The organism is Rhizobacter sp. Root1238 (assembly GCF_001425825.1).
Taxonomy (GTDB): Bacteria; Pseudomonadota; Gammaproteobacteria; order Burkholderiales; family Burkholderiaceae_C; genus Rhizobacter.
In genome coordinates this window covers 26,037-48,894 of sequence record NZ_LMDM01000019.1, presented here as the reverse complement: position 1 = coordinate 48,894, position 22,858 = coordinate 26,037, and the positions used below count along the sequence as shown (strand labels likewise).

Annotated in this window: 19 protein-coding genes; 14 read left to right on the top strand and 5 right to left on the bottom strand. The window is 69.4% G+C overall.

Features of this window, described 5'->3' with window-relative positions; all coding sequences use genetic code 11:
* The first annotated feature begins 50 nt into the window (after window positions 1–50).
* Window positions 51–1,025 (top strand): adenylate/guanylate cyclase domain-containing protein, encoded by a 975-nt coding sequence (locus tag ASC98_RS15445; RefSeq protein WP_056809610.1) that lies wholly within the window; start codon window positions 51–53, stop codon window positions 1,023–1,025.
* 4 nt (window positions 1,026–1,029) lie between these two features.
* Here ASC98_RS15445 and ASC98_RS15440 read toward each other — a convergent pair whose 3' ends face one another.
* Window positions 1,030–1,728 carry an HAD family hydrolase gene (locus ASC98_RS15440; protein ID WP_056809608.1) on the bottom strand — a complete coding sequence of 233 codons (699 nt, stop codon included), beginning with the start codon at window positions 1,726–1,728 and terminating at the stop codon, window positions 1,030–1,032.
* Between the two features lie 110 nt (window positions 1,729–1,838).
* On the opposite strand from ASC98_RS15440, the gene ASC98_RS15435 reads away from it, so the two are divergent.
* Together ASC98_RS15435 and hemH are read left to right on the top strand one after the other, a co-directional pair.
* Entirely contained in the window at window positions 1,839–5,048 is a 3,210-nt protein-coding gene (locus tag ASC98_RS15435) for a PAS domain S-box protein (protein WP_056809606.1), read from the top strand.
* A 43-nt stretch (window positions 5,049–5,091) separates the two neighbouring features.
* Window positions 5,092–6,183, top strand: coding sequence for a ferrochelatase (gene hemH, locus ASC98_RS15430; protein WP_056809604.1), 1,092 nt, complete (start codon window positions 5,092–5,094; stop codon window positions 6,181–6,183).
* 26 nt (window positions 6,184–6,209) lie between these two features.
* On the opposite strand, the gene ASC98_RS15425 is transcribed toward hemH, so the two are convergent.
* From ASC98_RS15425 to ASC98_RS15410, 4 genes are all read right to left on the bottom strand, one after another.
* Window positions 6,210–7,202 (bottom strand): tripartite tricarboxylate transporter substrate binding protein, encoded by a 993-nt coding sequence (locus tag ASC98_RS15425; protein ID WP_157597981.1) that lies wholly within the window; start codon window positions 7,200–7,202, stop codon window positions 6,210–6,212.
* A 37-nt stretch (window positions 7,203–7,239) separates the two neighbouring features.
* Window positions 7,240–8,745, bottom strand: a complete 1,506-nt coding sequence (locus ASC98_RS15420; RefSeq protein ID WP_056809599.1) for a tripartite tricarboxylate transporter permease — start codon at window positions 8,743–8,745, stop codon at window positions 7,240–7,242.
* A gap of 14 nt (window positions 8,746–8,759) precedes the next feature.
* The gene (locus ASC98_RS15415; protein WP_056809597.1) at window positions 8,760–9,269 is read right to left on the bottom strand and encodes a tripartite tricarboxylate transporter TctB family protein; all 510 of its coding nucleotides are present in this window, start codon (window positions 9,267–9,269) and stop codon (window positions 8,760–8,762) included.
* Window positions 9,270–9,369: 100 nt separating this feature from the next.
* Window positions 9,370–10,326, bottom strand: a complete 957-nt coding sequence (locus ASC98_RS15410) for a tripartite tricarboxylate transporter substrate binding protein (protein ID WP_056809596.1) — start codon at window positions 10,324–10,326, stop codon at window positions 9,370–9,372.
* A gap of 205 nt (window positions 10,327–10,531) precedes the next feature.
* Here ASC98_RS15410 and ASC98_RS15405 point away from each other — a divergent pair, with 205 nt between their 5' ends.
* The 11 genes from ASC98_RS15405 to ASC98_RS15355 all read left to right on the top strand — a co-directional run bounded on the left by ASC98_RS15405 (window position 10,532) and on the right by ASC98_RS15355 (window position 22,853).
* Entirely contained in the window at window positions 10,532–11,212 is a 681-nt protein-coding gene (locus ASC98_RS15405) for a response regulator (protein WP_056809593.1), read from the top strand.
* A 128-nt stretch (window positions 11,213–11,340) separates the two neighbouring features.
* Window positions 11,341–12,699, top strand: coding sequence for a sensor histidine kinase (locus ASC98_RS15400; RefSeq protein ID WP_056809591.1), 1,359 nt, complete (start codon window positions 11,341–11,343; stop codon window positions 12,697–12,699).
* A 53-nt stretch (window positions 12,700–12,752) separates the two neighbouring features.
* On the top strand, window positions 12,753–13,184 hold the full coding sequence (locus tag ASC98_RS15395; protein ID WP_056809589.1) for an RNA-binding S4 domain-containing protein: 432 nt from the start codon (window positions 12,753–12,755) through the stop codon (window positions 13,182–13,184).
* Between the two features lie 116 nt (window positions 13,185–13,300).
* Window positions 13,301–13,852 carry a nucleotide exchange factor GrpE gene (gene grpE / locus ASC98_RS15390; RefSeq protein WP_082541975.1) on the top strand — a complete coding sequence of 184 codons (552 nt, stop codon included), beginning with the start codon at window positions 13,301–13,303 and terminating at the stop codon, window positions 13,850–13,852.
* A gap of 98 nt (window positions 13,853–13,950) precedes the next feature.
* Window positions 13,951–15,912, top strand: a complete 1,962-nt coding sequence (gene dnaK / locus ASC98_RS15385) for a molecular chaperone DnaK (protein ID WP_056809584.1) — start codon at window positions 13,951–13,953, stop codon at window positions 15,910–15,912.
* Between the two features lie 78 nt (window positions 15,913–15,990).
* Window positions 15,991–17,151: a molecular chaperone DnaJ gene (dnaJ, locus tag ASC98_RS15380; protein WP_056809582.1), complete on the top strand. Its 1,161-nt coding sequence runs from the start codon at window positions 15,991–15,993 to the stop codon at window positions 17,149–17,151.
* 55 nt (window positions 17,152–17,206) lie between these two features.
* Window positions 17,207–18,883 carry a response regulator gene (locus tag ASC98_RS15375; protein ID WP_056809580.1) on the top strand — a complete coding sequence of 559 codons (1,677 nt, stop codon included), beginning with the start codon at window positions 17,207–17,209 and terminating at the stop codon, window positions 18,881–18,883.
* A 35-nt stretch (window positions 18,884–18,918) separates the two neighbouring features.
* On the top strand, window positions 18,919–20,610 hold the full coding sequence (locus ASC98_RS15370) for a phosphoethanolamine transferase (protein WP_157597982.1): 1,692 nt from the start codon (window positions 18,919–18,921) through the stop codon (window positions 20,608–20,610).
* Window positions 20,611–20,649: 39 nt separating this feature from the next.
* Window positions 20,650–21,243: an RNA polymerase sigma factor gene (locus tag ASC98_RS15365; protein WP_056809578.1), complete on the top strand. Its 594-nt coding sequence runs from the start codon at window positions 20,650–20,652 to the stop codon at window positions 21,241–21,243.
* Between the two features lie 24 nt (window positions 21,244–21,267).
* Window positions 21,268–21,606: a hypothetical protein gene (locus ASC98_RS15360; RefSeq protein WP_056809642.1), complete on the top strand. Its 339-nt coding sequence runs from the start codon at window positions 21,268–21,270 to the stop codon at window positions 21,604–21,606.
* Complete coding sequence (locus ASC98_RS15355; protein ID WP_056809576.1) at window positions 21,603–22,853, top strand: MFS transporter; 1,251 nt, start codon at window positions 21,603–21,605, stop codon at window positions 22,851–22,853. The genes ASC98_RS15360 and ASC98_RS15355 overlap by 4 nt, the downstream gene beginning before the upstream one ends.
* Window positions 22,854–22,858 lie beyond the last annotated feature (5 nt).

Sequence of the window (22,858 nt, the reverse complement as noted above, 5' to 3'; positions counted from 1 at the left end):
GCCTTTTTTGCGCCTTCGGCGGCCGCCAAGTTGCCATAAACTTCACGCTTATGACCCAGATCCTGCAGCGCACCGTGTTGTTTGCCGATCTTCGCGGCAGCACTGCGCTGTACGAGACGCTGGGCAACGCCGAGGCCACGACGGTCGTCACGCACAGCGTCGCGCTGCTGGCCCATGTGGTGACCAGCTGCCGCGGCACCGTCGTCAAGACGCTGGGCGACGGCCTGATGGCGGTGTTCGAGAACCCGATCGAGGCGGTGTCCGCCGCCGACGGCATGCACGAGTCGCTGGACCGCATCGTGCCGCCGGCCGCGCCTGCCGCCGGCGCACCGGCCGCGGTGCAACGCTCGCCGGTGCTGAAGCTGCAGGTCGGGCTGGCGCACGGCGAAGTGGTCGCGATGTCGGGCGATTGCTTCGGCGATGCCGTCAACGTCGCGGCGCGCCTGCTGGACCATGCCGGCGACAACGAGACGCTCACCACCGCCACCGTGTTCTCGGCCCAGGACGCCGAGAGCAGCGCGCGCTTTCGCAGCCTCGACCGCGTGCAGCTGCGCGGCCGCGTCGAGCCGGTGCACGTCTACCTGCTCGAAGGCCGGCGTTTCGGCGACACCGCGGCCACTGCCTATGGCGACCTGCTGCCCACCGCGACCGAACCCGAAGGCATCCGCCTCGCGTGGCTCGACCTGAACCGCGTCTATGCCGGCCCGAGCCTGCCGGTGGTGCTGGGCCGCAGCCCGCAGGCCACCTACTGCATCGACGACTCGCGCGTCTCGCGCTCGCATGCCCGCATCGACTGGCATGGCGGCGCCTTCCAGCTGACCGACCTCAGCTACAACGGCACGTATGTTCGCTTCTCCAGCGATTCCGAGATCGTCCAGCTGCGCCGCGGCACCTGCACGCTGCACGGCAGCGGCGCGATCGGGCTGGGGGCCTCGCCGGTCGACCCCACCTCGCCGTGCGTGCGCTTCGAGGTGATGAAGTTCTCCGACACGCAGCCGCAGGCTCCCTTCGAGTTCAACCGCTGAGCACTCAGCAGCCGAGCATCTCGGCCAGTTCCAGCAAGCTGGCGGCCTGGCCGCAACCCTCCGGCAATTCGCCCACCGCATGACCCGGCCGGTGCAGCCACAGCGCCTGCAACCCCGCATCGCGTGCGCCATGCACGTCGAGCTGCAGGTCGTCGCCGACGTGCAGCACCTGCGCCGGCGGCACGCCCAGGCGCTCGCAGGCCAGGTGGAAGATCCGCGCGTCCGGCTTGCCGATGCCGAGTTCGCGTGAGCTCAGGCTGCCCTGGAAGTGGTGCGCGACACCGACCGTCGCCAGGTCGGCATTGCCGTTGGTCACCGCATACAGCGGGAAGCGCGCCGCCAGCCGCGCCAGCCCCGGCAACGCATCGTCGAAGAAGTCCACCCGCTGGCGCGCCGCGAAGAACACGTCGAACGCCGGGCCGGCCAGTTGCGGGTCGTGGCCGGTCATCGCCAATGCCCGCGCGATGCTTTCCTTGCGGATCGCGCTCAGGTTGTGGCGCCAATGCGGGTGCTCGGCCTCCACCGCGTTGCGCAGCGCGCGCAACGCCGGCGGGTCGAAGCGCTGCGCGGTGGCCGGCGCATGCTGGTGCAGCCAGCCGTGCAGCTGGTGCTCGGCGCGCTCGATCGCGGGCCAGACCGGCCACAGCGTGTCGTCGAGGTCGAGGGTCAAGGCCAGCGGGGAACTGACAGGGAAAGCAGGCATGGAAGCTGTGGATTCCAACGCGGCGACAGCGCGTCGACCGCCTGGATTCTCCATTACAGTCGATCGACCCCGGAGCAGCAGACATCCATGAATCACGCCTTCCGCGCTTCATGACGCCGGCCGACCTGCCCGCCGACGAGCCCGAGCGCCTGCGCGTGCTGCGCGAGCTCCGCGTGCTCGACACCGTCGTCGATCCGGCCTTCGCCGCGCTGGCCCGCCAGATCGCCGCCCGCACCGGCTGGCCGATCGCCGCGATCAGCCTCGTCGATGCCGAGCGCCAGTGGTTCCCGGCCGCCGTCGGCCTTGCCGTGCGCGAGACACCGCGCGATCGATCGTTCTGCGGGCACGCGATCCTGCAGCCGGCCGCCTTCGAGGTGGCCGACGCACGGGTCGATCCGCGCTTCGGCGACAACCCGCTGGTCAGCGGCGCCCCCGGCATCCGCGCCTATGCGTCGGTGCCGCTGGTGGTCGATGACCGGCGCATCGGCACGGTCTGCGCGATCCACACCGCCCCGGCACGCCTGGATGCCGCGCAACGGCAGGCGCTGCACGACCTCGCGTTGCTGGCCAGCGCACTGCTCGACGCCCGGCTGCGCGAACAGCGCTGGCGGCTGCAGGAGGCGCGGGTGCGGGCCGCCAGTCAATCCGGCAACAGCTGGCTGTGGGAGACCGACGACCAGGGCCAGCTCAGCTGGCTGTCCGAGAACTTCGAGCACCGCATCGGCCTGCCGCCGCAGAACGACCTGGGCCGCCGCTTCCTCGCGCCGTACCAGCCGCACGGCGGCGAGCATGCGGCCTCGTGGCCGCGCTGCGAAGCGGCGCTCGCGCAGCGCGAGCCGTTCACCGAGCTGGTCGCCGACCGCCCTTCCCCGTCCGGCCTGCTGACGCTGTCGATCAGCGGCGTGCCGGTGTTCAGCAGCACCGGCCGGTTCCGCGGCCACCGCGGCTCGGCCACCACGATCAATGCGCGCCTGCAGGCCCAGAGCGCCGCGCGGCGTGCCGAGCAGTTGCTGAGCGACGCGCTCGAGAGCATGCACGCCGGCGTGATGATCAGCGCGCCGGACGGCCGCGTCGTGCAGTCGAATGCGGCGTGGCGGCGCTCGATCGGGCGCACCATCCCGGCCGAGCAGATGACCTGGCCCGAGATGGTGCGCAGCATGGTGGCGCGCGGCGACTACCCCGATGCGGTCGGCAACGAAGAGGCCTTCGTGCAGTGGCGGCTCGGCCTGGTCTCCGAAGAGCGCGCGCAGCACGAGCTGCGCTGGCGCCACCGCTGGCTGATCGTCAACGACCGCCGGCTGCACGACGGCAGCCAGGTGCACCTGTCGGTCGACATCACCGACCGCAAGCGCGCCGAGCTCGAACTGACGCGCCAGCAGCTGCAGGCGCAGGAGGCGCAGGCGCGGCTCGGCGCGGTGCTGGCCGCGGTGCCCGACCTGTGGTTCGTGCTCGATGCCGATGGTCGCTACCTCGAATGCAGCGACCCGGACCATCCGCTCCTGGTGCACCGCTGGGAGCGCGTGCGCGGCCAGCCCTTCGTGCAGGGCGTCACGCAGGAGCTGGCGGACCAGGTGCTGCCGGCGATCCGCCGCGCGCTGCGGACCGGCGAGGTGCAGCGCCTCGAGTACGACCTGGTGACGGCCGGCGGTCGCCCCGGCAGCTTCGAGGCGCGACTGTCGCCGATGGCCGGCGAGCGGGTGCTGTACGTGACGCGCGACGTCACGCAGCAGCGCGCCGCCGAGCGCGCGCTGAAGGCCGCCGAAGAGCGCTGGAAATTCGCACTCGAAGGCGCCGGCGACGGCGTCTGGGACTTCGACGAAGACCGCAACATCGCGTTCTATTCACCGCGCTGGAAGGAAATGCTCGGCTACCGCGAGGACGAGGTGGGCAACACCATCCAGGAGTGGTCGCGTCGCATCCACCCGGACGACCGGCCGCGCGTGATGCGGGCGATCCAGGCCTACCGGCGCGGCGAGACCGACGCCTACGAGACCGAGCACCGGCTGCTGCACCGCGACGGCCGCTGGCTGTGGGTGCTCGACCGTGGCAAGATCGTCGAGCGCCATGCCGACGGCAGCCCGCGCCGCGTGGTCGGCACCCATTCCGACATCACGCGCACCAAGCTGGCCGAGCAGGCGCTGCGCGACAAGCAGGCCGCCGAGCTCGCCAACCGGGCGAAGAGCGAGTTCCTGTCGCGCATGAGCCACGAGATGCGCACGCCGCTGAATGCGGTGATCGGTTTTTCACAGCTGATGCGCATGGGCGTCGACCAGGCCGACCTCGCCAAGGTGCACGACTACGCCGACCACGTGCTGGACGCCGGGCAACACCTGCTGGCGCTGATCAACGACGTGCTCGACCTGCAGAAGGTGGAGGAAGGCGCCCTGGCGCTGGACATGGGACGCGTGGCGCTGGACGACGTCGTCGAACGCACGATCGACCTGCTGGCGCCGATGGCGCACGCGCGCGGCATTCGCTTCGAGAACGCGGTGCCGTCGCCGCTGTTCGTGCAGGCCGATGCGCAGCGGCTGCGCCAGGTGCTGCTGAACGTGGCCTCGAACGCGGTCAAGTACAACCGCCCCGGCGGCGCGGTGCGCTGGACGGTGATCCAGGACTGCCCCGAGCGGCTCACGCTGCGGATCGAGGACGAAGGCGCCGGCCTGACCCCCGAGCAGATGGGCCGGCTGTTCCAGCCTTTCGAACGGCTCGGCAGGGAGACCTCGGCCATCGAGGGCACCGGGCTCGGGCTGATCATCGCGCGCAGCCTGATGCAGGCGATCGGCGGCGATCTGCAGGTGACCAGCACGCTCGGCCACGGCACCTGCGTGCGGCTCGACATGGTCTGCGACCTCGAACCGGTGGCTTCCGCGCCGGCACCGCTGGCCGAGGGGCCCGGCGATGCCGAGACCGCGCCCGCGCCCGCCGCGCGCTCTGCATTGCGGATGATGTACGTCGAGGACAACCGCATCAACGCGATCCTGTTCGAGGAGGCACTGCGGATTCGCCGCGGCGCCGTCGACCTGCGCATCGCCGAAGACGGCGAGGAAGCGCTCGAGATCGCGCGCGACTGGCAGCCCGAGGTGCTGGTGCTCGACGCCCACCTGCCCGGCATGACCGGCTTCGAGGTGCTGCACCAGCTGCGCCAGCTGCCGGGCCTGGCCCGCGCGCCGGCCTACATGTGCTCGGCCGATGCGATGCCCGAGGACGTGCAGCGTGCCTACGAGGCCGGCTTCATCGGCTACTGGACCAAGCCGATCGACATCGCCGCGGTGGTCGCCGACATCGACCAGCTGCTGCAATCGCCCGCGCTGGCCGGCTGAACGGCGGGCGCTTCGCCGATGGCGCACGGCCATAATCCGGCCGATGCGCTTCTCTGCCGAACCCCCTCACCAGCACGGCCAGGCGCCGACCACCGCGATCCTGCTCTGCAACCTCGGCACCCCCGACGCGCCGACACCGCAGGCGGTGCGCCGCTACCTCGCCCAGTTCCTCGCTGACCCGCGCGTCGTCGAGATCCCGAAGCTGCTGTGGTGGCTGATCCTGCACGGCATCATCCTGCGGGTGCGGCCGGCGAAATCCGCCGCGAAATACGCCACCGTGTGGCTGCCCGAGGGCTCGCCGCTGAAGGTGTGGACGCAGCGGCAGGCCCGGCTGCTGGCCGGCTACCTCGGGGAGCGCGGCCACCGCGTCAAGGTGGCGTTCGCGATGCGCTACGGAACGCCGGCGATCGGCGCCGAACTGGATGCGCTGAAGGCCGCGGGCGCGACCCGCATCCTGGTGCTGCCGATGTACCCGCAGTACTGCGCGGCGACGACCGCGAGCGTCAACGACGCGATCTACCAGTGGGCGCAAAAGGTGCGCGCGCTGCCCGAGTTGCGCTTCGTGAACCGCTACCACGACGACCCGGCGTACATCGCGGCGCTCGCGAAGCGCGTGTCCGACCACTGGGTGTCGCACGGCCGCCCCGACAAGCTGGTGATGAGCTTCCACGGCATGCCCCGCCGCACGCTCGAACTCGGCGACCCCTACCACTGTGAATGCCTGAAGACGGCACGCCTCGTGGCACAGCGCCTGGACCTGAAGGACGACCAATGGGTCGTCACGTTCCAGAGCCGCTTCGGCAAGGCCGAATGGCTGCAGCCCTACACCGAGCCGACGCTGGTTGCGCTGGCGCAGAAAGGCGTCAAGCGCGTCGACGTGATGTGCCCCGGCTTCACCGCCGACTGCCTGGAAACGCTGGAGGAGATCGCGCAGGAAGCCCGCGATGCCTTCCTGCAGGCGGGCGGTGCCGAGTTCAACTACATCCCGTGCCTGAACGACCAGCATGAGTGGATGGCGGCGCTGAGCGCCCTCGCGATGCGCCACATGCAAGGATGGGACACGACGGCCCCGCCGGAAGCGGCCGCGCTCGATGCGCAGCAGCGACGCGCCTTGGAGCTGGGTGCAGGCGCCTGAGCGCCGGCACCGGCTCCATCACCCCATCAGGCCGTCTTCAGCTTCAGGATGTAGACCAAGGCATCCGCCATCGCCTTGTCGAGCTCCATCGACTCGCTGAACTCGGTGCCGACCTGCCAGCTCGGCTGCCAGTCGTTGCGCACCAGCGCGGCCTGCCAGCTCGGGTGCTGGGTGGCCTTCTGCAGCGACGCGCGAATGTTGGCCACCTGCGCATCGGACATGCCGGCCGGCGCGAAGATGCCGCGCCAGTTCGCCAGGTCGACATCGAGGCGCTGCTCGCGGAACGACGGGATGCCGAACAGCCCGCGGCGCGAGCTGATCGCCAGCGCCCGCAGCTTGCCCGACGAGATGCCCGACTTCAGCTCGCCGAAGCCCGACACCGCCGCCGCCACCTTGCCGGCCGCCAGCGCCTGCATCACCTCGGCGCCGCTGCTCGACGGCACGTAGACCAGCTTGCCGGGATCGGCCCCGGCCGCACGCGCCACCAGCGCGGCGCACATGTGGTCGACGCCGCCGGCCCCGCCGCCGGCCAGCGGCACGTCGGCGATGTTCTTCACCAGCGCGGCCTGGAAATCCTTGATCGTCTGGAATTTCGAATCGGCCGGCACCACCAGCGCCAGCACCTCGCTGGTCAGGCGGGCGATCGGCTTCACCTTGGCCAGCGTGATGGCCGGGCGGTTCAGCGCGATCGAGCCGACCATCACGAAGCCGCCGACCATCACCGAATCCTGGGAATCCGAGTATTTCTCCACGAATTCGGCCAGACCGATGATGCCGCCCTTGCCGCCCTTGTTCTCGTAGACGATCTCGCTGGCCTGCCCTGAGGCCACCAGCGCGTCGCCGACCGCGTGGCCGGTGCCGTCCCAGCCGCCTCCGGGATTGGCCGGGATCATGATGCGCAGCTTGCCGAGCGGCGCCGCGGCGGTGGCGGCCAGGCTGGCCACCGGCAGCGTGGGGACGATGCCGGCGGCCGTGGAGGCGGCCATCCAGCGGAGAACGGAACGACGGTTCGACTTCATGGGGGATCCTTGCTGCCTTGCTGTGAGGGAGGGCCGGTCAGGCCGTTGCCACCGCGCGGCGGCTTCGGAACCGGGTCAACAGCGGCGGGACGATCAAGACCGCCACGCACACAGCGAGGATAGTCGCCGACAACGGCCGTTCAATGAACACCGTCCATTTGCCCTCTCCAATGGACATCGCATTGCGCATATGTGCCTCTCCCAGCGGTCCGAGGATCATCCCGACGATCACCGGAGCGGTCGGAAAGTCGAAACGGCGCATCACGACACCCAGCAGCCCGATGCCGTACAGCAGGAACAGGTCGAAGGCCGACTGGCGCATGCCGTAGACGCCGACCGTCGCGAAGATCAGGATGCCGGCGTAGAGCGCCGGCTTCGGGATCTTCAGCAGCTTCACCCACAGCCCGACCAGCGGCAGGTTCAGCACCAGCAGCATCACGTTGCCGATGTACATCGACGCGATCAGCGCCCAGACCAGTGCCGACGAGGTCTGGAACAGCGTCGGGCCGGGCTGGATGCCGTAGTTCTGGAAGGCCGACAGCATGATCGCCGCGGTGGTGGAGGTCGGGATGCCCAGCGTCAGCAGCGGCACCAGCGTGCCGGCCACCGCCGCGTTGTTGGCCGCCTCGGGGCCGGCCACGCCCTCGATCGCGCCGACGGTGCCGAATTCTTCCGGGTGCTTCGACAGCTTGCGCTCGGCGCCGTACGACAGGAAGGTCGGGATCTCGGTGCCGCCGGCCGGGATGGTGCCGAACGGAAAGCCGATCAGCGTGCCGCGCAGCCAGGCCGGCCACGAGCGCTTCCAGTCGCCCTTCGTCATCCACAGGCTGGACATCTTGTTGCGCGTCTCGTCCTGGCGGCCTTCGTACATCATCAGGTACATCGCCTCGGCGACCGCGAACAGGCCGACCGCGACCAGCACCACCTCGATGCCGTCGACCAGCTCCGGCACGTTGTTCAGCGTGAAGCGCGCCTGGCCCGAGATCTGGTCGATGCCGATGATCCCGATCGACAGGCCGAGCAGCAGGCTGGTCATGCCGCGCAGCGTGCTCTGGCCGAGCACCGACGACACCGTCGTGAAGGCCAGCAGGATCAGCGCGAAGTATTCCGGCGGGCCGAAGCGCAGCGCGAACTCGGCGAGGCCGGGCGCGAACAGCGTGACGAGCACGGTGGCGATGGTGCCGGCGAAGAACGACCCGATCGCCGAGGTGGCCAGCGCCGCACCGGCGCGGCCGCTCTTGGCCATCAGGTTGCCCTCCATCGCGGTGACCATGCTGCCGGTCTCGCCGGGCGTGTTCAGCAGGATCGAGGTGGTCGAGCCGCCGTACATCGCCCCGTAGTAGATGCCGGCGAACATGATCATCGACGCGGTCGGCTCGACGTGCGAGGTGATCGGCAGCAGCATCGCCACCGTCAGCGCCGGGCCGATGCCGGGCAGCACGCCGATCGCGGTGCCGATCAGGCAGCCGAGCAGCGCCCACATCAGGTTGACCGGCGTGCCCGCCGTCATGAAACCCTGCAGCAGCGAATTCCAGATATCCATGGTGATGCTCTTCTTCAGATCCAGCCGGAGCTGGTGAGGCCAGGCAACGTGAGGCCCAGCAACTTCGTGAACAGCCAGTACACCGGCGCCGACAGCGCCGCGCCGACCAGCACGTCGCGCACCCAGTCGGACAGCGTCGCGGGCCCGGCGCCCATCGACAGCCGGAAGCCGCGTGCCGCGAGCACGAACAGCAGCGAACACGACGGGATGAACCCGACGCGCGTGATCAGCGCCGCGTTCAGCAGCAGGCCGGCCGACAGCCAGGCCATGCCGACCCAGTGCGGCGCGGGGATGTCGTCGCTGCCCTCGGGCATCGTGCGGAACCCCCCGGTGGTGGCCTGCACGATCAGCAGCACGCCGCACAGCGTCATCGCGGCCGCCATCAGCCACGGCAGGAAGCCGGCGCCGACGCCCGAATAGCCTGCCTCGCCCTTGATCTGCGCCGCACCGATGGCCATCAAGGCCCCCAGTCCGATCGCGCCGGCACCGATGCCGATCTCGGACCGCTTGCTCGTTTTCTTCATGGTCTACCTCCTCGCGTCATGGGCGACGCCCCTCAAAAACGCAGGCTGGCCGACGCACAGCGCCGGCCAGCCGTACTGCATGGAGCCTGCGGTCGGGCGCCTACAGCATGCCCAGCTTCAGCATCAGCGCACGCAGCCGCGCGGTGTCGTCGTCGACGAACTTGCCGAAGTCGTCGCCGGTCATCAGCGCCGAGTTCCACTTGTTGGCGGCCAGCGTCTCGGCCCAGCTCTTGGTCTTGGTGGCCTTGGCGACCGCGTCGACCAGCTTCTGGCGCTGCGCCGGCGTGATGCCGGGCGCGCCGTACACGCCGCGCCAGTTGCCGATCGAGACGTTGATGCCCTGCTCGACCAGCGTCGGGATGTCCGAGCCGCGGATGCGGTTCGGCGCGGTGACGCCGATCGCGCGCATCTTGCCGGTCTTGATGAACTCCTCGAACTCGGCCAGGCCACTGGTGCCCACCGTGATGTGGCCGCCCAGCACCGCGGCCGTCGCCTCGCCGCCGCCCTTGAACGGCACGTAGTTGATCTTGGTCGCATCGACGCCGGCCTCGCGCGCGATCATCGCGACGCTGACGTGGTCGACCGAGCCCTTCGAGCCGCCGCCCCACTTGACGCTGCCGGGGTCCTTCTTCATCTGCTCGACGACGTCCTTCATCGTCTTCAGCGGCGAATTGGCCGGCACGACGAACACGTTGTACTCGGCCAGCAGGCGCGCCACCGGCGTCGCGTCGTTCAGCGTGATCGGCGGCTTGTTCTGCACGATCGCGCCGACCATGACGGCTCCGACGACGATCATCGCGTTCGGGTCGCCCTTCGACGCGTTCGCGAACTGGGCCAGCCCGATCGTGCCGCCGGCGCCGCCCTTGTTCTCGTAGGTGACCGAGCCAGCCACGCCCGCTTCCTGCAGGGCCTTGCCGATGCCGCGGCCGCACTGGTCATAGCCGCCACCGGGGTTGGCGCCGATCATCACCTTGAAGTTGTCCTGGGCGAACACGGCCGCGGAAGCGGACGCAAGGGCCAGCGGCAACAGCAGGGTTTTGAGCAAGAGGCGTCGCATGGATGAGTCTCCTTGAAAGGGAATGCACTGAACAGAGGCGCCATCCTGAGCGCAGGTGCGCCCGGTTACATCCGGGCAAGCCCTGGGGTCGCGGCATCAGGCTGTCAGACGCCTGTCATTCCCTGCCGATCGCGCTGTCGTCTGCCTGTCAGGCCGGGTTCGCCCCTGGCGCGACCCCCTTGCGCGGCAGGGCACACTCGCGGCCATGAAACTCCTGCTGGTGGAAGACGACCTCGCGATGGCGCAGGCCCTGCAGCTGGCGCTCGAACGGCGCGGCTTCGACATGGCGGTCGTGCACAACGGCAGCGATGCGCTGCAGCAGCTGCGCAACCAGCCGCCCGACCTGGCGCTGCTCGACCTGACGATCCCCGGGCTCGACGGCCTGCAGGTGCTGCACCGGGCGCGTGCCGAGGGCATCCGGGTGCCGATCGTGGTGCTGACGGCGCGCGGCGCGGTCGGCGACCGGGTGCTGGGCCTGAACGCCGGCGCTGACGACTACCTCGCGAAACCGTTCGACCTGGACGAACTCGAGGCCCGCATCCGGGCGCTGCTGCGGCGCACCGTGGGCAACGAATCGGAAGAACTCGCCTGCGGCGCGCTGACGCTCGAGCTGTCGTCGGGCGCGTTCTACCTCGACGGCCGGGTGTTCGACGTGACGCCGCGCGAGCAGGCGCTGCTGAAGGCGCTGATCGCGCGCCCCGGCCATGCGGTGCCGAAGGAGAAGCTGTTCCGCGTCGTGTTCCCGATGGAGACCGACATCCAATTCGAGGCGATCGAGGTGGTGGCCTACCGGCTGCGCAAGAAGCTGGCCGGCTCCGGCGTCTCGCTGATCACGCTGCGCGGCCTCGGGTACCTGCTGCGCTCCGACCCGGCTGAAGGCGCATGAGCGAATCGCAGCACGAAGGCGGGCCGAGCGCCGGGCCGCTCCCAAGCCGGCCCGCCCTCCCCTCGGGGGAGCGGCCGACGTACCCGTCGGTCGAGGGGTCGTCATCCTATTCGTTGCGGAGCCGGCTGATGGGCTGGATCGTGCTGCCGATCGCCTGCTTCATCGCGTTCGACACCATCAGCCTGTACCAGCGCGCGCTCGACGCGATCACGCTGGCCTACGACCGCACGCTGCTCGGCTCGGCGCGCAACATCGGCGAGCTGCTGTCGATCAAGGGCAGCGAGCTTCGCGTCGAGCTGCCGTACAACGCGCTCGAGATGCTCGACAACGGCGACGCCCGCATGATGTACCGCGTCAGCGGCTTCAACGGCGAGTTCCTGTCGGGCTATGCCGACTTCCCCGCCTACGACCGCACGCCGCCGCAGCGCTCGGCCTACGACGCGCTGGTCGATTTCTACGACGGCGAGTTCCGCGGCGAGCCGGTGCGCATCGCCGCGCTGTACCAGCCCGTCGCCAGCCCCGACGCGCGCGGCGTCGCGCTGGTGCAGGTCGCCGAAACGCTCGAAGTGCGGCGCCGGCTGGCGCGCCAGATCCTGCTGGACACGCTGGTGCGCCAGGCACTGCTGATCAGCGTGGTCGCGCTGATCACCTGGTTCGTCGTCGCCCATGCGCTGCGGCCGATCGAGGCGCTGCGCGCACAGCTCGAATCGCGCAGCGATCGCGACCTGTCGCCGGTCAGCGACCCCAACCTGCCGACCGAGCTGTCGCCGCTGCTCGGCGCGGTGAACCAGCTGATGCAGCGGCTGCAGCGGCTGCACGGGCACCAGCGGCAGTTCGTGCGCGACGCATCGCACCAGCTGCGCACGCCGCTCGCGGTGCTGAAAACGCAGGTGCAGTCGGCGATGTGCGCGCCGAGCAAGGATGCGAGCGCGGCCCTGCCGGCGATGCACGCCACCGTCGACCGGGCGATCCGGCTCGCCAACCAGATGCTCGCGCTGGCCAAGGTGGAGCAGGTGCAGGGCCAGCCCGAGCCGGCCACCGCCGACCTGGGCGCGCTGGCGCGCGAGGTGGCGATCGACATGTCGCCGCTGATCGGCGAGCGCAACCTCGACTTCGAGCTGCAGGCCGATTCGAGCCTGGTCCACGGCCATGAATGGATGGTGCGCGAGCTGCTGCGCAACCTGCTGCACAACGCGATCCGCGAGACGCCGAAGCGCGGCGAGCTGCTGCTGCGGGTCGCGAACGCCGAGCTGCTGATCAGCGACAGCGGCCCGGGCATCGCGCCGGAGTTTCGCGAGCGGCTGTTCGAGCCGTTCCACACCGGGCATCCGACACAGGGCAGCGGCCTCGGGCTGTCGATCTGCCGCGAGATCTGCAATTCGATCGGCGCGACGATCGAGCTGGAGAACCGGCAGTTCGCCGGGCGCCTCGCCGGCCTGGATGCAACAGTGCGCTTCCGGCCCGCGACCGAGCCGCCGCCCGCCTGATTCCTGCCTACACTGGGTGCCTGACCACTGCGCGCCCTTCCCCCGAACCGTTCATGGCGAAGACACCTTCCAGCACACCCGACGACGCCGGCGTGCGGCTCGACAAATGGTTGTGGGCCGCCCGCTTCTTCAAGACCCGCAGCCTCGCGACGCAGGAGATCGACAAGGGCCGCATCCAGGTGAACGGCCAGGCCGCGAAGCCGGCGCGCGAGCTGAAGCCGGGTGATCGCCTCGAGATGCGCCAGGGCCCCGTCACCCGCAGCATCGTCGTGCTCGGCCTCAGCCACCAGCGTGGGCCGGCGCCGGTCGCGCAGGCGCTGTACGAGGAGACGGCCGAGAGCATCGCGCGGCGGGACGAGGCGGCGCAGCAGCGCAAGCTGGCCTCTGAACCGGCGCTGGCCATCGAACAGGGACGCCCCACCAAGAAAGACCGGCGCACCCTGGCCGACTGGAACCGCTGGAGCGCCAGCATCGACCCCGAGTAACCCTCGGCGCGGGTCGGCCGCCCTTGCCTTTCTCCCGCCCGCTCCCACGTGCCTTCCAGCGAGGGGGCCTGCATTATTTTGAAAGCCCCTCTTGAAACGCGGGGCAAAGCGCCAATATGCGCGCCATTCGACAGGATCCACCCATGCAAAATCCAGAAAATTCTTCGCAAGATCAAGGACTTGAGACGCCGGCCGACAACGCCGGCGCTGCCGCCGCGCCAGCGGCCGAGCCGACGCTCGAAGCCCGTCTGGCCGACATGTCCGACGCCTACCTGCGCGCCAAGGCCGAGACCGAAAACATCCGCCGCCGCTCGGAAGAAGAGATCGCCAAGGCCCGCAAGTTCGCGGTCGAAGGCTTTGCCGACAGCCTGCTGCCGGTGAAGGACAGCCTGGAAGCGGCGATCGCGATCCAGGCGGCGACGCCGGAGCAGCTGCTCGAAGGCGTGCATGCCACGCTGCGCCAGTTGTCGGCGGCCCTCGAGCGCAGCAAGGTGATCGAGATCAACCCGCCGGCCAGCACGAAGTTCGACCCGCACCACCACCAGGCCATCAGCATGGTGCCGGCCGAGCAGGAGGCCAACACCGTGGTGGCCGTGCTGCAGAAGGGCTACCTGATCGCCGACCGCGTGCTGCGCCCGGCGCTGGTCACGGTGGCCGCTCCGAAGTAGCGCAACCCAGGCGGCTGTCCACAAGCCCGGCCCCTTGAAACGGCCCGACTTATCCACAACTCGACAACATCAAGATTTTCGGAATTCAGGAGAACCACATGGCAAAAATCATCGGCATCGACCTCGGCACCACCAACTCGTGCGTCGCCATCATGGAAGGCAACACCACCAAGGTGATCGAGAACAGCGAGGGTGCGCGCACCACGCCGTCGATCATTGCCTACCAGGAAGACGGCGAGATCCTCGTCGGTGCCTCTGCGAAGCGCCAGGCCGTCACGAACCCGCGCAACACGCTGTATGCGGTGAAGCGCCTGATCGGCCGCAAGTTCACCGAGAAGGAAGTGCAGAAGGACATCGACCTGATGCCCTACAAGATCGCGCAGGCCGACAACGGCGACGCGTGGGTGGAAGTGCGCGGCCAGAAGCTCGCGCCGCCGCAGGTCAGCGCCGAAGTGCTGCGCAAGATGAAGAAGACCGCCGAGGACTACCTGGGCGAAGCCGTCACCGAAGCGGTGATCACGGTGCCGGCGTACTTCAACGACGCGCAGCGCCAGGCCACGAAGGACGCCGGCCGCATCGCCGGCCTCGACGTCAAGCGCATCATCAACGAGCCGACCGCGGCCGCGCTGGCCTTCGGCCTCGACAAGAACGAAAAGGGCGACCGCAAGATCGCGGTGTATGACCTGGGCGGCGGTACCTTCGACGTGTCGATCATCGAGATCGCCGACGTCGACGGCGAGAAGCAGTTCGAGGTGCTGTCGACCAACGGCGACACCTTCCTGGGCGGCGAAGACTTCGACCAGCGCATCATCGACTACATCATCACCGAGTTCAAGAAGGAGCAAGGCGTCGACCTGTCGAAGGACGTGCTCGCGCTGCAGCGCCTGAAGGAAGCGGCCGAGAAGGCGAAGATCGAACTGTCGAACAGCTCGCAGACCGACATCAACCTGCCGTACGTGACGGCCGATGCCTCGGGCCCGAAGCACCTGAACATCAAGCTGACGCGGGCCAAGCTCGAGTCGCTGGTCGAAGAGCTGATCGAGCGCACCATCGCGCCGTGCCGCACCGCGATCAAGGATGCCGGCGTCGCGGTGAACGCGATCGACGACGTGATCCTGGTCGGCGGCATGACCCGCATGCCCAAGGTGCAGGAGAAGGTCAAGGAGTTCTTCGGCAAGGAACCGCGCAAGGACGTGAACCCTGACGAAGCGGTGGCCGTCGGTGCCGCGATCCAGGGCCAGGTGCTGGCCGGCGACCGCAAGGACGTGCTGCTGCTCGACGTGACCCCGCTGTCGCTGGGCATCGAGACGCTGGGCGGCGTGATGACGAAGATGATCGCGAAGAACACGACCATCCCGACCAAGTTCGCGCAGACCTTCTCGACCGCCGACGACAACCAGCCGGCCGTGACGATCAAGGTCTACCAGGGCGAACGCGAGATGGCGTCGGGCAACAAGAGCCTGGGCGAGTTCAACCTCGAAGGCATCCCGCCGTCGCCGCGCGGCACGCCGCAGATCGAGGTGAGCTTCGACATCGACGCGAACGGCATCCTGCACGTCGGCGCGAAGGACAAGGGCACCGGCAAGGAAAACAAGATCACCATCAAGGCGAACTCCGGCCTCTCCGAAGCCGAGATCCAGCAGATGGTGAAGGACGCCGAGCTGAACGCCGCCGAGGACAAGAAGAAGCTCGAACTGGTGCAGGCCCGCAACCAGGCCGACGCGATGGTGCACAGCGTGCGCAAGTCGCTGGCCGAACACGGCGAGAAGCTCGATGCCGGCGAGAAGGAAAAGATCGAGACCGCGCTGAAGGACGCCGAGGAAGCGCTGAAGGGCGAAGACAAGGCGGCGATCGAGGCCAAGAGCGAAGCGCTGATGGCCGCGAGCCAGAAGCTGGGCGAGAAGGTCTACGCCGATGCGCAGGCCGCCCAGGCGGCAGCCGGTGCGGGCGCGGCGGCGGGTGGCGGCGCGCAGCAACCGCACGCCGAAGCGGCCTCGTCGAAGCCGGCCGACGACAACGTCGTCGACGCCGAGTTCAAGGAAGTGAAAGACCAGAAGTAAGCCCGGCGGTTCGCTGAGCGGTACCCCCGTGGGCTGTCACAGGCGCACGGGGGATTTGCATTTCAAGCATGAGCACCCATGGCAAAGCGTGACTACTACGAAATCCTCGGCGTCGCGAAGAACGCGTCCGACGAGGACATCAAGAAGGCCTACCGCAAGCTGGCCATGAAGCACCACCCCGATCGCAACCAGGGCGACGGGGCGAAGAAGTCCGAAGAGCAGTTCAAGGAGGTCAAGGAGGCCTACGAGATGCTCTCCGACGCGCAGAAACGCGCGGCCTACGACCAGTACGGCCATGCCGGCGTCGACCCGAACGCCGGCGGCTTCCGTCCGGGCGGCCAGGGCGGCGAGGGTTTCGGCGGCTTCGCCGAGGCCTTCGGCGACATCTTCGGCGACATCTTCGGCGGCCAGGGCGGTGGCGGCCAGCGCCGCGGCGGCGCCGGCGGCCAGCAGGTGTTCCGCGGCAGCGACCTGAGCTACGCGATGGAGATCACGCTCGAAGAGGCGGCGCGCGGCAAGGAAACGCAGATCCGCATCCCGAGCTGGGAAGAGTGCGAGACCTGCCACGGCAGCGGCGCCAAGCCCGGCACCAGCGCGAAGACCTGCCCGAGCTGCAATGGCGCCGGCACGGTGCACATGCGCCAGGGCTTCTTCAGCATCCAGCAGACCTGCCCGCACTGCCACGGCACCGGCAAGATCATTCCCGAGCCGTGCGTCACCTGCCACGGCCAGGGCAAGATCAAGAAGACCAAGACGCTGGAGGTGAAGATCCCCGCCGGCATCAACGAAGGCATGCGCATCCGCTCGGCCGGCAACGGCGAGCCGGGCACCAACGGCGGCCCGGCCGGCGACCTGTACATCGAGATCCGCATCAAGCAGCACGAGATCTTCGAGCGCGACGGCGACGACCTGCACTGCACCGTGCCGGTCGGGCTGACGCTCGCGGCGCTGGGCGGCGGCATCGAGGTGCCGACGCTGGGCGGCAAGGCCGAGATCGAGCTGCCCGAAGGCACGCAGCACGGCAAGACCTTCCGGCTGCGCGGCAAGGGCATCAAGGGCGTGCGTTCCAGCTACCCGGGCGACCTGTACTGCCACATCAGCGTCGAGACGCCGGTCAAGCTGACCGAGCACCAGCGCAAGCTGCTGAAGGAGCTGGACGAGTCCTTCAACAAGTCGGGCGGCAAGCATTCGCCGAATGCCAAGAGCTGGACCGACCATGTGAAGGATCTGTTCAAGTAGGACGGTCCGCGGGCGCGGGCGCTCAAGCGGCCGTCGCCCCATCCGATAAGGCGGGATGGCTCCGCTTGACCGTGATATCGCGCAGTGCCGGGCGATGGTCATCGACCCGAACCCGACCTCGCGCAGCATTCTTTCCGCCCAGCTGCGCGATTTCGGCGTCGGCACGGTCGTGCAATGCGGCCGCATCGAGGACGCCCGCAAGCAGCTGGAAGCCCGCCCGTTCGACGTGGTGCTGTGCGAGCACAGCTTCAGCGCCACCGGCTACTCCGGCCAGAACCTGCTCGACGACCTGCGGCGCAACCAGCTGCTGCCGCTGTCCACCGTCTTCATCATCGTCACCAGCGAAGCCTCGTACTCGCTGGTCGCCGATGCCGCCGAATCGGCGCTCGACAGCTACCTGCTGAAACCCCACACCGCGACCGCGCTCGGCGAACGACTGATGCAGGCGCGCCGGCGCAAGAAATCGCTCGGCGAGATCTTCCTCGCGATCGAGGAAGGCGACTTCGAGCGCGGTGCCGCGCTGTGCGCCACCCGCTTCGAACAGCGCGGCCCGTACTGGTTGTACGCGGCGCGCATCGGCTCGGAACTGCTGCTGCGCGTCGGCAAGCACGCCGAAGCGCGCCAGATGTTCGAGGAAGTGCAGAAGACCGGCGCGATCCCGTGGGCGCGCCTGGGCATCGCGCGCAGCCAGCTCGATGCCGGCCAGTCGGGCCCCGCCCTGCGCACGCTCGAAAGCCTGATCGGCGACCACCCGAGCTTCGTCGACGCCTACGACGTGATGGGCCGCGTGCAGGTCGAGCAAGGCGACCTGCAGAGTGCGCTGGACACCTACAAGCGTGCCACCGCGCTGACGCCCGGCTCCATCAGCCGGCTGCAGAAGCACGGCATGCTGGCCTTCTACATGGGCGACCGCGACGAGGCCGGCCGCATGCTGGAGCGCGCCGCCTCGGTCGGCATCAGCTCGAAGATGTTCGACCACCAGACACTGGTGCTGCTGGCTTTCACGCGCTTCCACCAGCGCGACTCGAAGGGCCTGCAGCGCTGCCTCGACAACCTGCGGCATGCGCTGGAAAAGGCGCCGCAGAGCCGGCGCCTGCAGCGCTTCGCCGCGGTCGTCGAGGTGTTCAACCTGATGCTGCAGAAGCAACTTGGTGCGGCCATCGCCGCGGTGCGCGAGATCACGCGCGAGCTGCGCGAGCCGGGCCTCGACATGGAGGCGGCGTGCAACGTGCTGAGCCTGGTGTCGCAACTCACCGCCGCCGAGCTGAACCTGGACGGCGCCGACGACTGGGTCGACACGCTGGCGCTGCGTTTCGCGAGCGCGAAGGGACTGGCCGAGCTGCTGGCGCGCACCGCCTCGAGCCACCCGCCGCATGCGCAGCGCGTGCGCGACGCGCAGCAGCGCATCAACGAGATGGCCGAGCAGGCGGTGTCGCACACGCTGTCGGGCGACCACCGGGGCGCGGTGCAGCTGCTGCTGGCGCACGGCGAGCGCACGCTGAACGGCAAGCTGATCGAGATGGCGCGCATGACGCTGCAGCGCCACCACGAGAAGATCGCCGATGCCGCGCCGCTGCAGGAGCGCGTCGAGGCACTGCGCAGCCGCTACGCCGGCAGCGCGATGCCGTCGCTCGGGCAGGCCTCGGGCCGCCAGGCCGGTGCGCTGACGCTGCGCGAGCGCGGCGCGCCTGCCGAGGCCGAGCCGGTCGCCTCCGCCGACGCCCCGCCCTGAGCCTCGCTTCAGCCGGCTGCTGCCACAATTCCGGGATGCACCTTGGACGCAACCGGGCCCTGTTCCCCCCCACCCCGCACCGATCCACCTGGAATCCGCTGACGCTCGCGGTGCTCGCCGGCGTGTGGATCGCCGCCCTCGCGAACTGGCCGCTGTGGCAATCGCTGCAGGCGCTGCCCGAGATGCAGGGCTCGCGCGGCACGCTCTTCATCGTCGCGTTCGGCGTGATCGTCGCGTGCCTCAACACGCTGGTGCTGGCGCTGCTGGCCTGGCGCTGGAGCATCAAGCCGGCGATCGGCCTCTTCCTGCTGGCGGCGGCGTTCGGTGCGCATTTCATGGGCACCTACAACGTCGTGATCGACAGCACGATGATGACCAACGTGCTGCAGACCGACCTGCGCGAAACGCGCGACCTGCTGAGCCTGCGCATGGCGGTGAGCGTCATCGTGATCGCGCTGCTGCCGCTGGCCTGGCTGTGGCGCCGGCCCTTGCAGGCGCCGGGCGTGCTGCGGCAGGCGGGCCGCAACCTGGTGGGCGCGGTGGTCGCGGTGGTCGTGATGGTGGCCGTCGCCGGCGCGCTGTTCGCCGACCTCGCGTCGACGATGCGCACCCACAACACGCTGCGCTACAAGATCAATCCGCTGAATTCGTTCTACGCGCTCGGCATGCTGGTGCACGACGCCAACGCCCGGCCGGCCGGGCCGCCGGTCGCGATCGGCACCGATGTCGCGCTTGCCCCCCCGGCGCCGGGCGCGAAGCCGCTGCTGCTCGCGCTGGTGGTCGGCGAGACGGCGCGGGCCGATCATTTCGCGCTGAACGGCTACGGCCGCGCGACCACGCCGGCGCTGGCCGCGCACGGCGTCGTCAGCTTCAGCGACGTCACCTCGTGCGGCACCAGCACCGCCACCTCCCTGCCCTGCATGTTCTCGCACCTGGGCAAGCAGGCCTACGAATCGCGCGACCAGGACTTCGAGAACCTGCTCGACGTGCTGCAGCGTGCCGGCCTCGCGGTGCTGTGGCTCGACAACCAGGCCGGCTGCAAGGGCCTGTGCGAACGCGTGCCGCATGACGACGCCTACCGACTGGCGCCTGGTGCCGCGCCGATGCCGGCCGGGTTGTGCGATGGCGGCGAATGCCTCGACGAGGCCTTGCTGCACGGGCTCGACCAGCGGCTGGCCGCGCTGCCGGCCGAACGCCGCGCACGCGGTGTGGTGCTGGTGCTGCACCAGATGGGCAGCCACGGGCCGGCGTACTCGAAGCGCTCGCCGCCGGGTCGCAAGCCTTTCATGCCGGAGTGCACGACCAACGTGCTGCAGCAGTGCGACCGCCAGCAGCTGCTCAATGCCTACGACAACTCGATCGCCTACACCGACAGCGTGCTCGGGCAGGCCATCGACTGGCTGGGACGGCAGGCCGGCGGCTACGACCCGGCGCTGCTGTACCTGTCGGACCATGGCGAATCGCTCGGCGAGAACAACCTGTATCTGCACGGCCTGCCCTACGGCATCGCGCCGCGCGAGCAGAAGCACGTGCCGCTGGTGGTGTGGCTCGCGCCGCAGACCGAGGCTGCGACCGGCGTCGCGATGAGCTGCCTGCAAGGCCGGCGCGACACCGCGCTGAGCCACGACAACCTGGTGCCGAGCGTGTTGGGCTTCATGCGCGCGAAGACGGTCGTGTACCGCGCCGATCTCGACCTGTTCGCTGCCTGCCGGGGCCGACAACCGTAGCCTCCACAATATTCGGGCGGCACGAACGTCTACCCAGGCATGGACCCGCCAACGCAGCCTGCCGCCGCCGTGACCTTCCCGGACCGCGCCGACCCCGACCGTGACATCGCCGCCACGGTCCGGCGCGAGTCCGGCCGGCTGGGCGATTTCATTCGGCGGCGCGTGCGGGACCCGGGCGAGGCCGAGGACATCCTGCAGGACGTGCTGGAAGAATTCGTCGAGGCCTACCGGCTGCCGGCTGCGATCGAGCAGGTCAGCGCGTGGCTCTACCGGGTGGCGCGCTTCCGCATCGTCGACCGTTTCCGCAAGAAGCGCGAGCAGCCGCTGCACGACTTCGACGACCTGGACGACGACGACGAGTCGAGCCTCGACCTGGCCCTGCCGTCACCCGACGCCGGGCCGGAGGCGGCCTATGCGCGCTCGGTGCTGCTGAACACGTTGCAGCAGGCGCTCGACGACCTGCCGGCGAACCAGCGCGAGGTCTTCGTCGCGCACGAGCTCGAAGGCCACAGCTTCAAGGACATGGCCGCGGGCAGCGGCGTGCCCATCAACACCTTGCTGGCCCGCAAGCGCTACGCGGTGCTCTACCTGCGCTCGCGCCTGCAACCCATTTATGACGAACTGGAAGACTGAAGGAGAAACATGATGAAAGACACGATGAGATTCAAGGCGAGGTTCCTGGGCCGCGCGGTGCTGATGCTGGTCGCGGTGGCCGCGCTCGGCGCGGTGGTGATGGGCTTGTGGAACGCGATCGTCCCGGGGCTGCTGAGCGGTGCCCAGGTCATCGACTACCCGCACGCGCTCGGGCTGCTGGTGCTGTGCCGCATCCTGTTCGGCGGCTTCCGCGGGCATGGCGGCTGGCACGGCCACCGCTTCGGCCACCGCTGGCATTCGATGACACCCGAAGAGCGCGAGCAGTTCCGCCGCGGCCTGCGTTCGAAGATGGAGTCCCGCATGGGCGCGGGTCCGTTCCATCGCGACGGAGCCGCCGAATGAGTGCAGCTCCCGCCCCCACCGCAGTGGCCGTCCCGGTCTTCACCGGCTACCAGAAGGTGGTGCTGGGGCTGCTCGCGTTCCTGCAGTTCGCCGTCATCCTCGACTTCATGCTGATGGCGCCGCTCGGCGCGCTGATCATGCCGGCGCTGTCGATCACGCCGAAGCAGTTCGGGCTCGTCGTCTCGGCCTATGCGTTCAGCGCCGGCACCGCCGGGCTGCTGACGGCCGGCTTCGCCGACCGCTTCGACCGCAAGAAGCTGCTGCTGTTCTTCTATGGCGGCTTCGTGCTGGGCACGCTGTGGTGCGGGCTTGCGCCGACCTTCGAAAGCCTGCTCGCGGCGCGCATCGTCACCGGCCTGTTCGGCGGCGTGATCGGCTCGATCGTGCTCGCGATCTCGACCGACCTGTTCCCGGCCTCGATGCGCGGCCGCGTGATGGGGGTGATCCAGACCGCGTTCGCCGCCAGCCAGGTACTGGGCCTGCCGGCCGGGCTGTACCTGTCGAACCACTGGGACTGGCACATGCCGTTCTTCGCGATGGCCGCGCTCGGGCTCGTGGGCGGCGTGGTGGTGGCATGGCGCCTGCAGCCGGTGGACGGGCACCTGAAGCTGCCGCAGGAACGGGGCGCCTTCGCGCACCTGCTGCACACGGTGGCGGTGCCGCGCCACCTGCTGGCGTTCGCGGCGACCGCACTGCTGACCACCGGGGGCTTCATGCTGATGCCGTTCAGCAGCGCCTTCACCGTCAACAACCTCGGTATCGACTTGCACAGCCTGCCGGTGGTGTACCTGGTGACGGGCCTGTGCACGATCGTCTTCGGACCGCTGATCGGGCGGGCCGCCGACAGGTTCGGCAAGTTCCGCATGTTCACGGTGGGCACGCTGCTGGCGATGACGATGGTGCAGATCTACACGCACCTCGGCCCGGTGCCGCTGCCGGTGCTGATCGCGGTCAACGCGGTGCTGTTCGTCGGGATCTTCTCGCGGATGATCCCGTTCCAGGCCATGGTCGCCGGCGTGCCCTCGCCGGCGCAGCGGGGTGCGTTCAACGCGATCAGCTCGTCGGTGCAGCAGTTGTCGGGCGGCATCGCGTCGGTGGTGGCCGGCCACATCGTCACGGCGGGGGCCGATGGGCGGCTGCAGCACTTCGACTGGGTCGGCCACGTGGTGGTGGCGGCCTCGGTCGCGTCGTTCCTGCTGGTGTGGCGGTTGCAGCGTGCCGACAAGCCGGTGGCGGTCGCCGGGTGACGTGG

Bases quoted from the DNA above. Each gene is read 5' to 3' on its own strand.
- ASC98_RS15445 (WP_056809610.1), top strand. From the start codon at position 51: ATGACCCAGATCCTGCAGCGCACCGTGTTGTTTGCCGATCTTCGCGGC.
- ASC98_RS15440 (WP_056809608.1), bottom strand. From the start codon at position 1,728: ATGCCTGCTTTCCCTGTCAGTTCCCCGCTGGCCTTGACCCTCGACCTC.
- ASC98_RS15435 (WP_056809606.1), top strand. From the start codon at position 1,839: ATGACGCCGGCCGACCTGCCCGCCGACGAGCCCGAGCGCCTGCGCGTG.
- hemH (WP_056809604.1), top strand. From the start codon at position 5,092: ATGCGCTTCTCTGCCGAACCCCCTCACCAGCACGGCCAGGCGCCGACC.
- ASC98_RS15425 (WP_157597981.1), bottom strand. From the start codon at position 7,202: ATGAAGTCGAACCGTCGTTCCGTTCTCCGCTGGATGGCCGCCTCCACG.
- ASC98_RS15420 (WP_056809599.1), bottom strand. From the start codon at position 8,745: ATGGATATCTGGAATTCGCTGCTGCAGGGTTTCATGACGGCGGGCACG.
- ASC98_RS15415 (WP_056809597.1), bottom strand. From the start codon at position 9,269: ATGAAGAAAACGAGCAAGCGGTCCGAGATCGGCATCGGTGCCGGCGCG.
- ASC98_RS15410 (WP_056809596.1), bottom strand. From the start codon at position 10,326: ATGCGACGCCTCTTGCTCAAAACCCTGCTGTTGCCGCTGGCCCTTGCG.
- ASC98_RS15405 (WP_056809593.1), top strand. From the start codon at position 10,532: ATGAAACTCCTGCTGGTGGAAGACGACCTCGCGATGGCGCAGGCCCTG.
- ASC98_RS15400 (WP_056809591.1), top strand. From the start codon at position 11,341: ATGGGCTGGATCGTGCTGCCGATCGCCTGCTTCATCGCGTTCGACACC.
- ASC98_RS15395 (WP_056809589.1), top strand. From the start codon at position 12,753: ATGGCGAAGACACCTTCCAGCACACCCGACGACGCCGGCGTGCGGCTC.
- grpE (WP_082541975.1), top strand. From the start codon at position 13,301: ATGCGCGCCATTCGACAGGATCCACCCATGCAAAATCCAGAAAATTCT.
- dnaK (WP_056809584.1), top strand. From the start codon at position 13,951: ATGGCAAAAATCATCGGCATCGACCTCGGCACCACCAACTCGTGCGTC.
- dnaJ (WP_056809582.1), top strand. From the start codon at position 15,991: ATGGCAAAGCGTGACTACTACGAAATCCTCGGCGTCGCGAAGAACGCG.
- ASC98_RS15375 (WP_056809580.1), top strand. From the start codon at position 17,207: ATGGCTCCGCTTGACCGTGATATCGCGCAGTGCCGGGCGATGGTCATC.
- ASC98_RS15370 (WP_157597982.1), top strand. From the start codon at position 18,919: ATGCACCTTGGACGCAACCGGGCCCTGTTCCCCCCCACCCCGCACCGA.
- ASC98_RS15365 (WP_056809578.1), top strand. From the start codon at position 20,650: ATGGACCCGCCAACGCAGCCTGCCGCCGCCGTGACCTTCCCGGACCGC.
- ASC98_RS15360 (WP_056809642.1), top strand. From the start codon at position 21,268: ATGAGATTCAAGGCGAGGTTCCTGGGCCGCGCGGTGCTGATGCTGGTC.
- ASC98_RS15355 (WP_056809576.1), top strand. From the start codon at position 21,603: ATGAGTGCAGCTCCCGCCCCCACCGCAGTGGCCGTCCCGGTCTTCACC.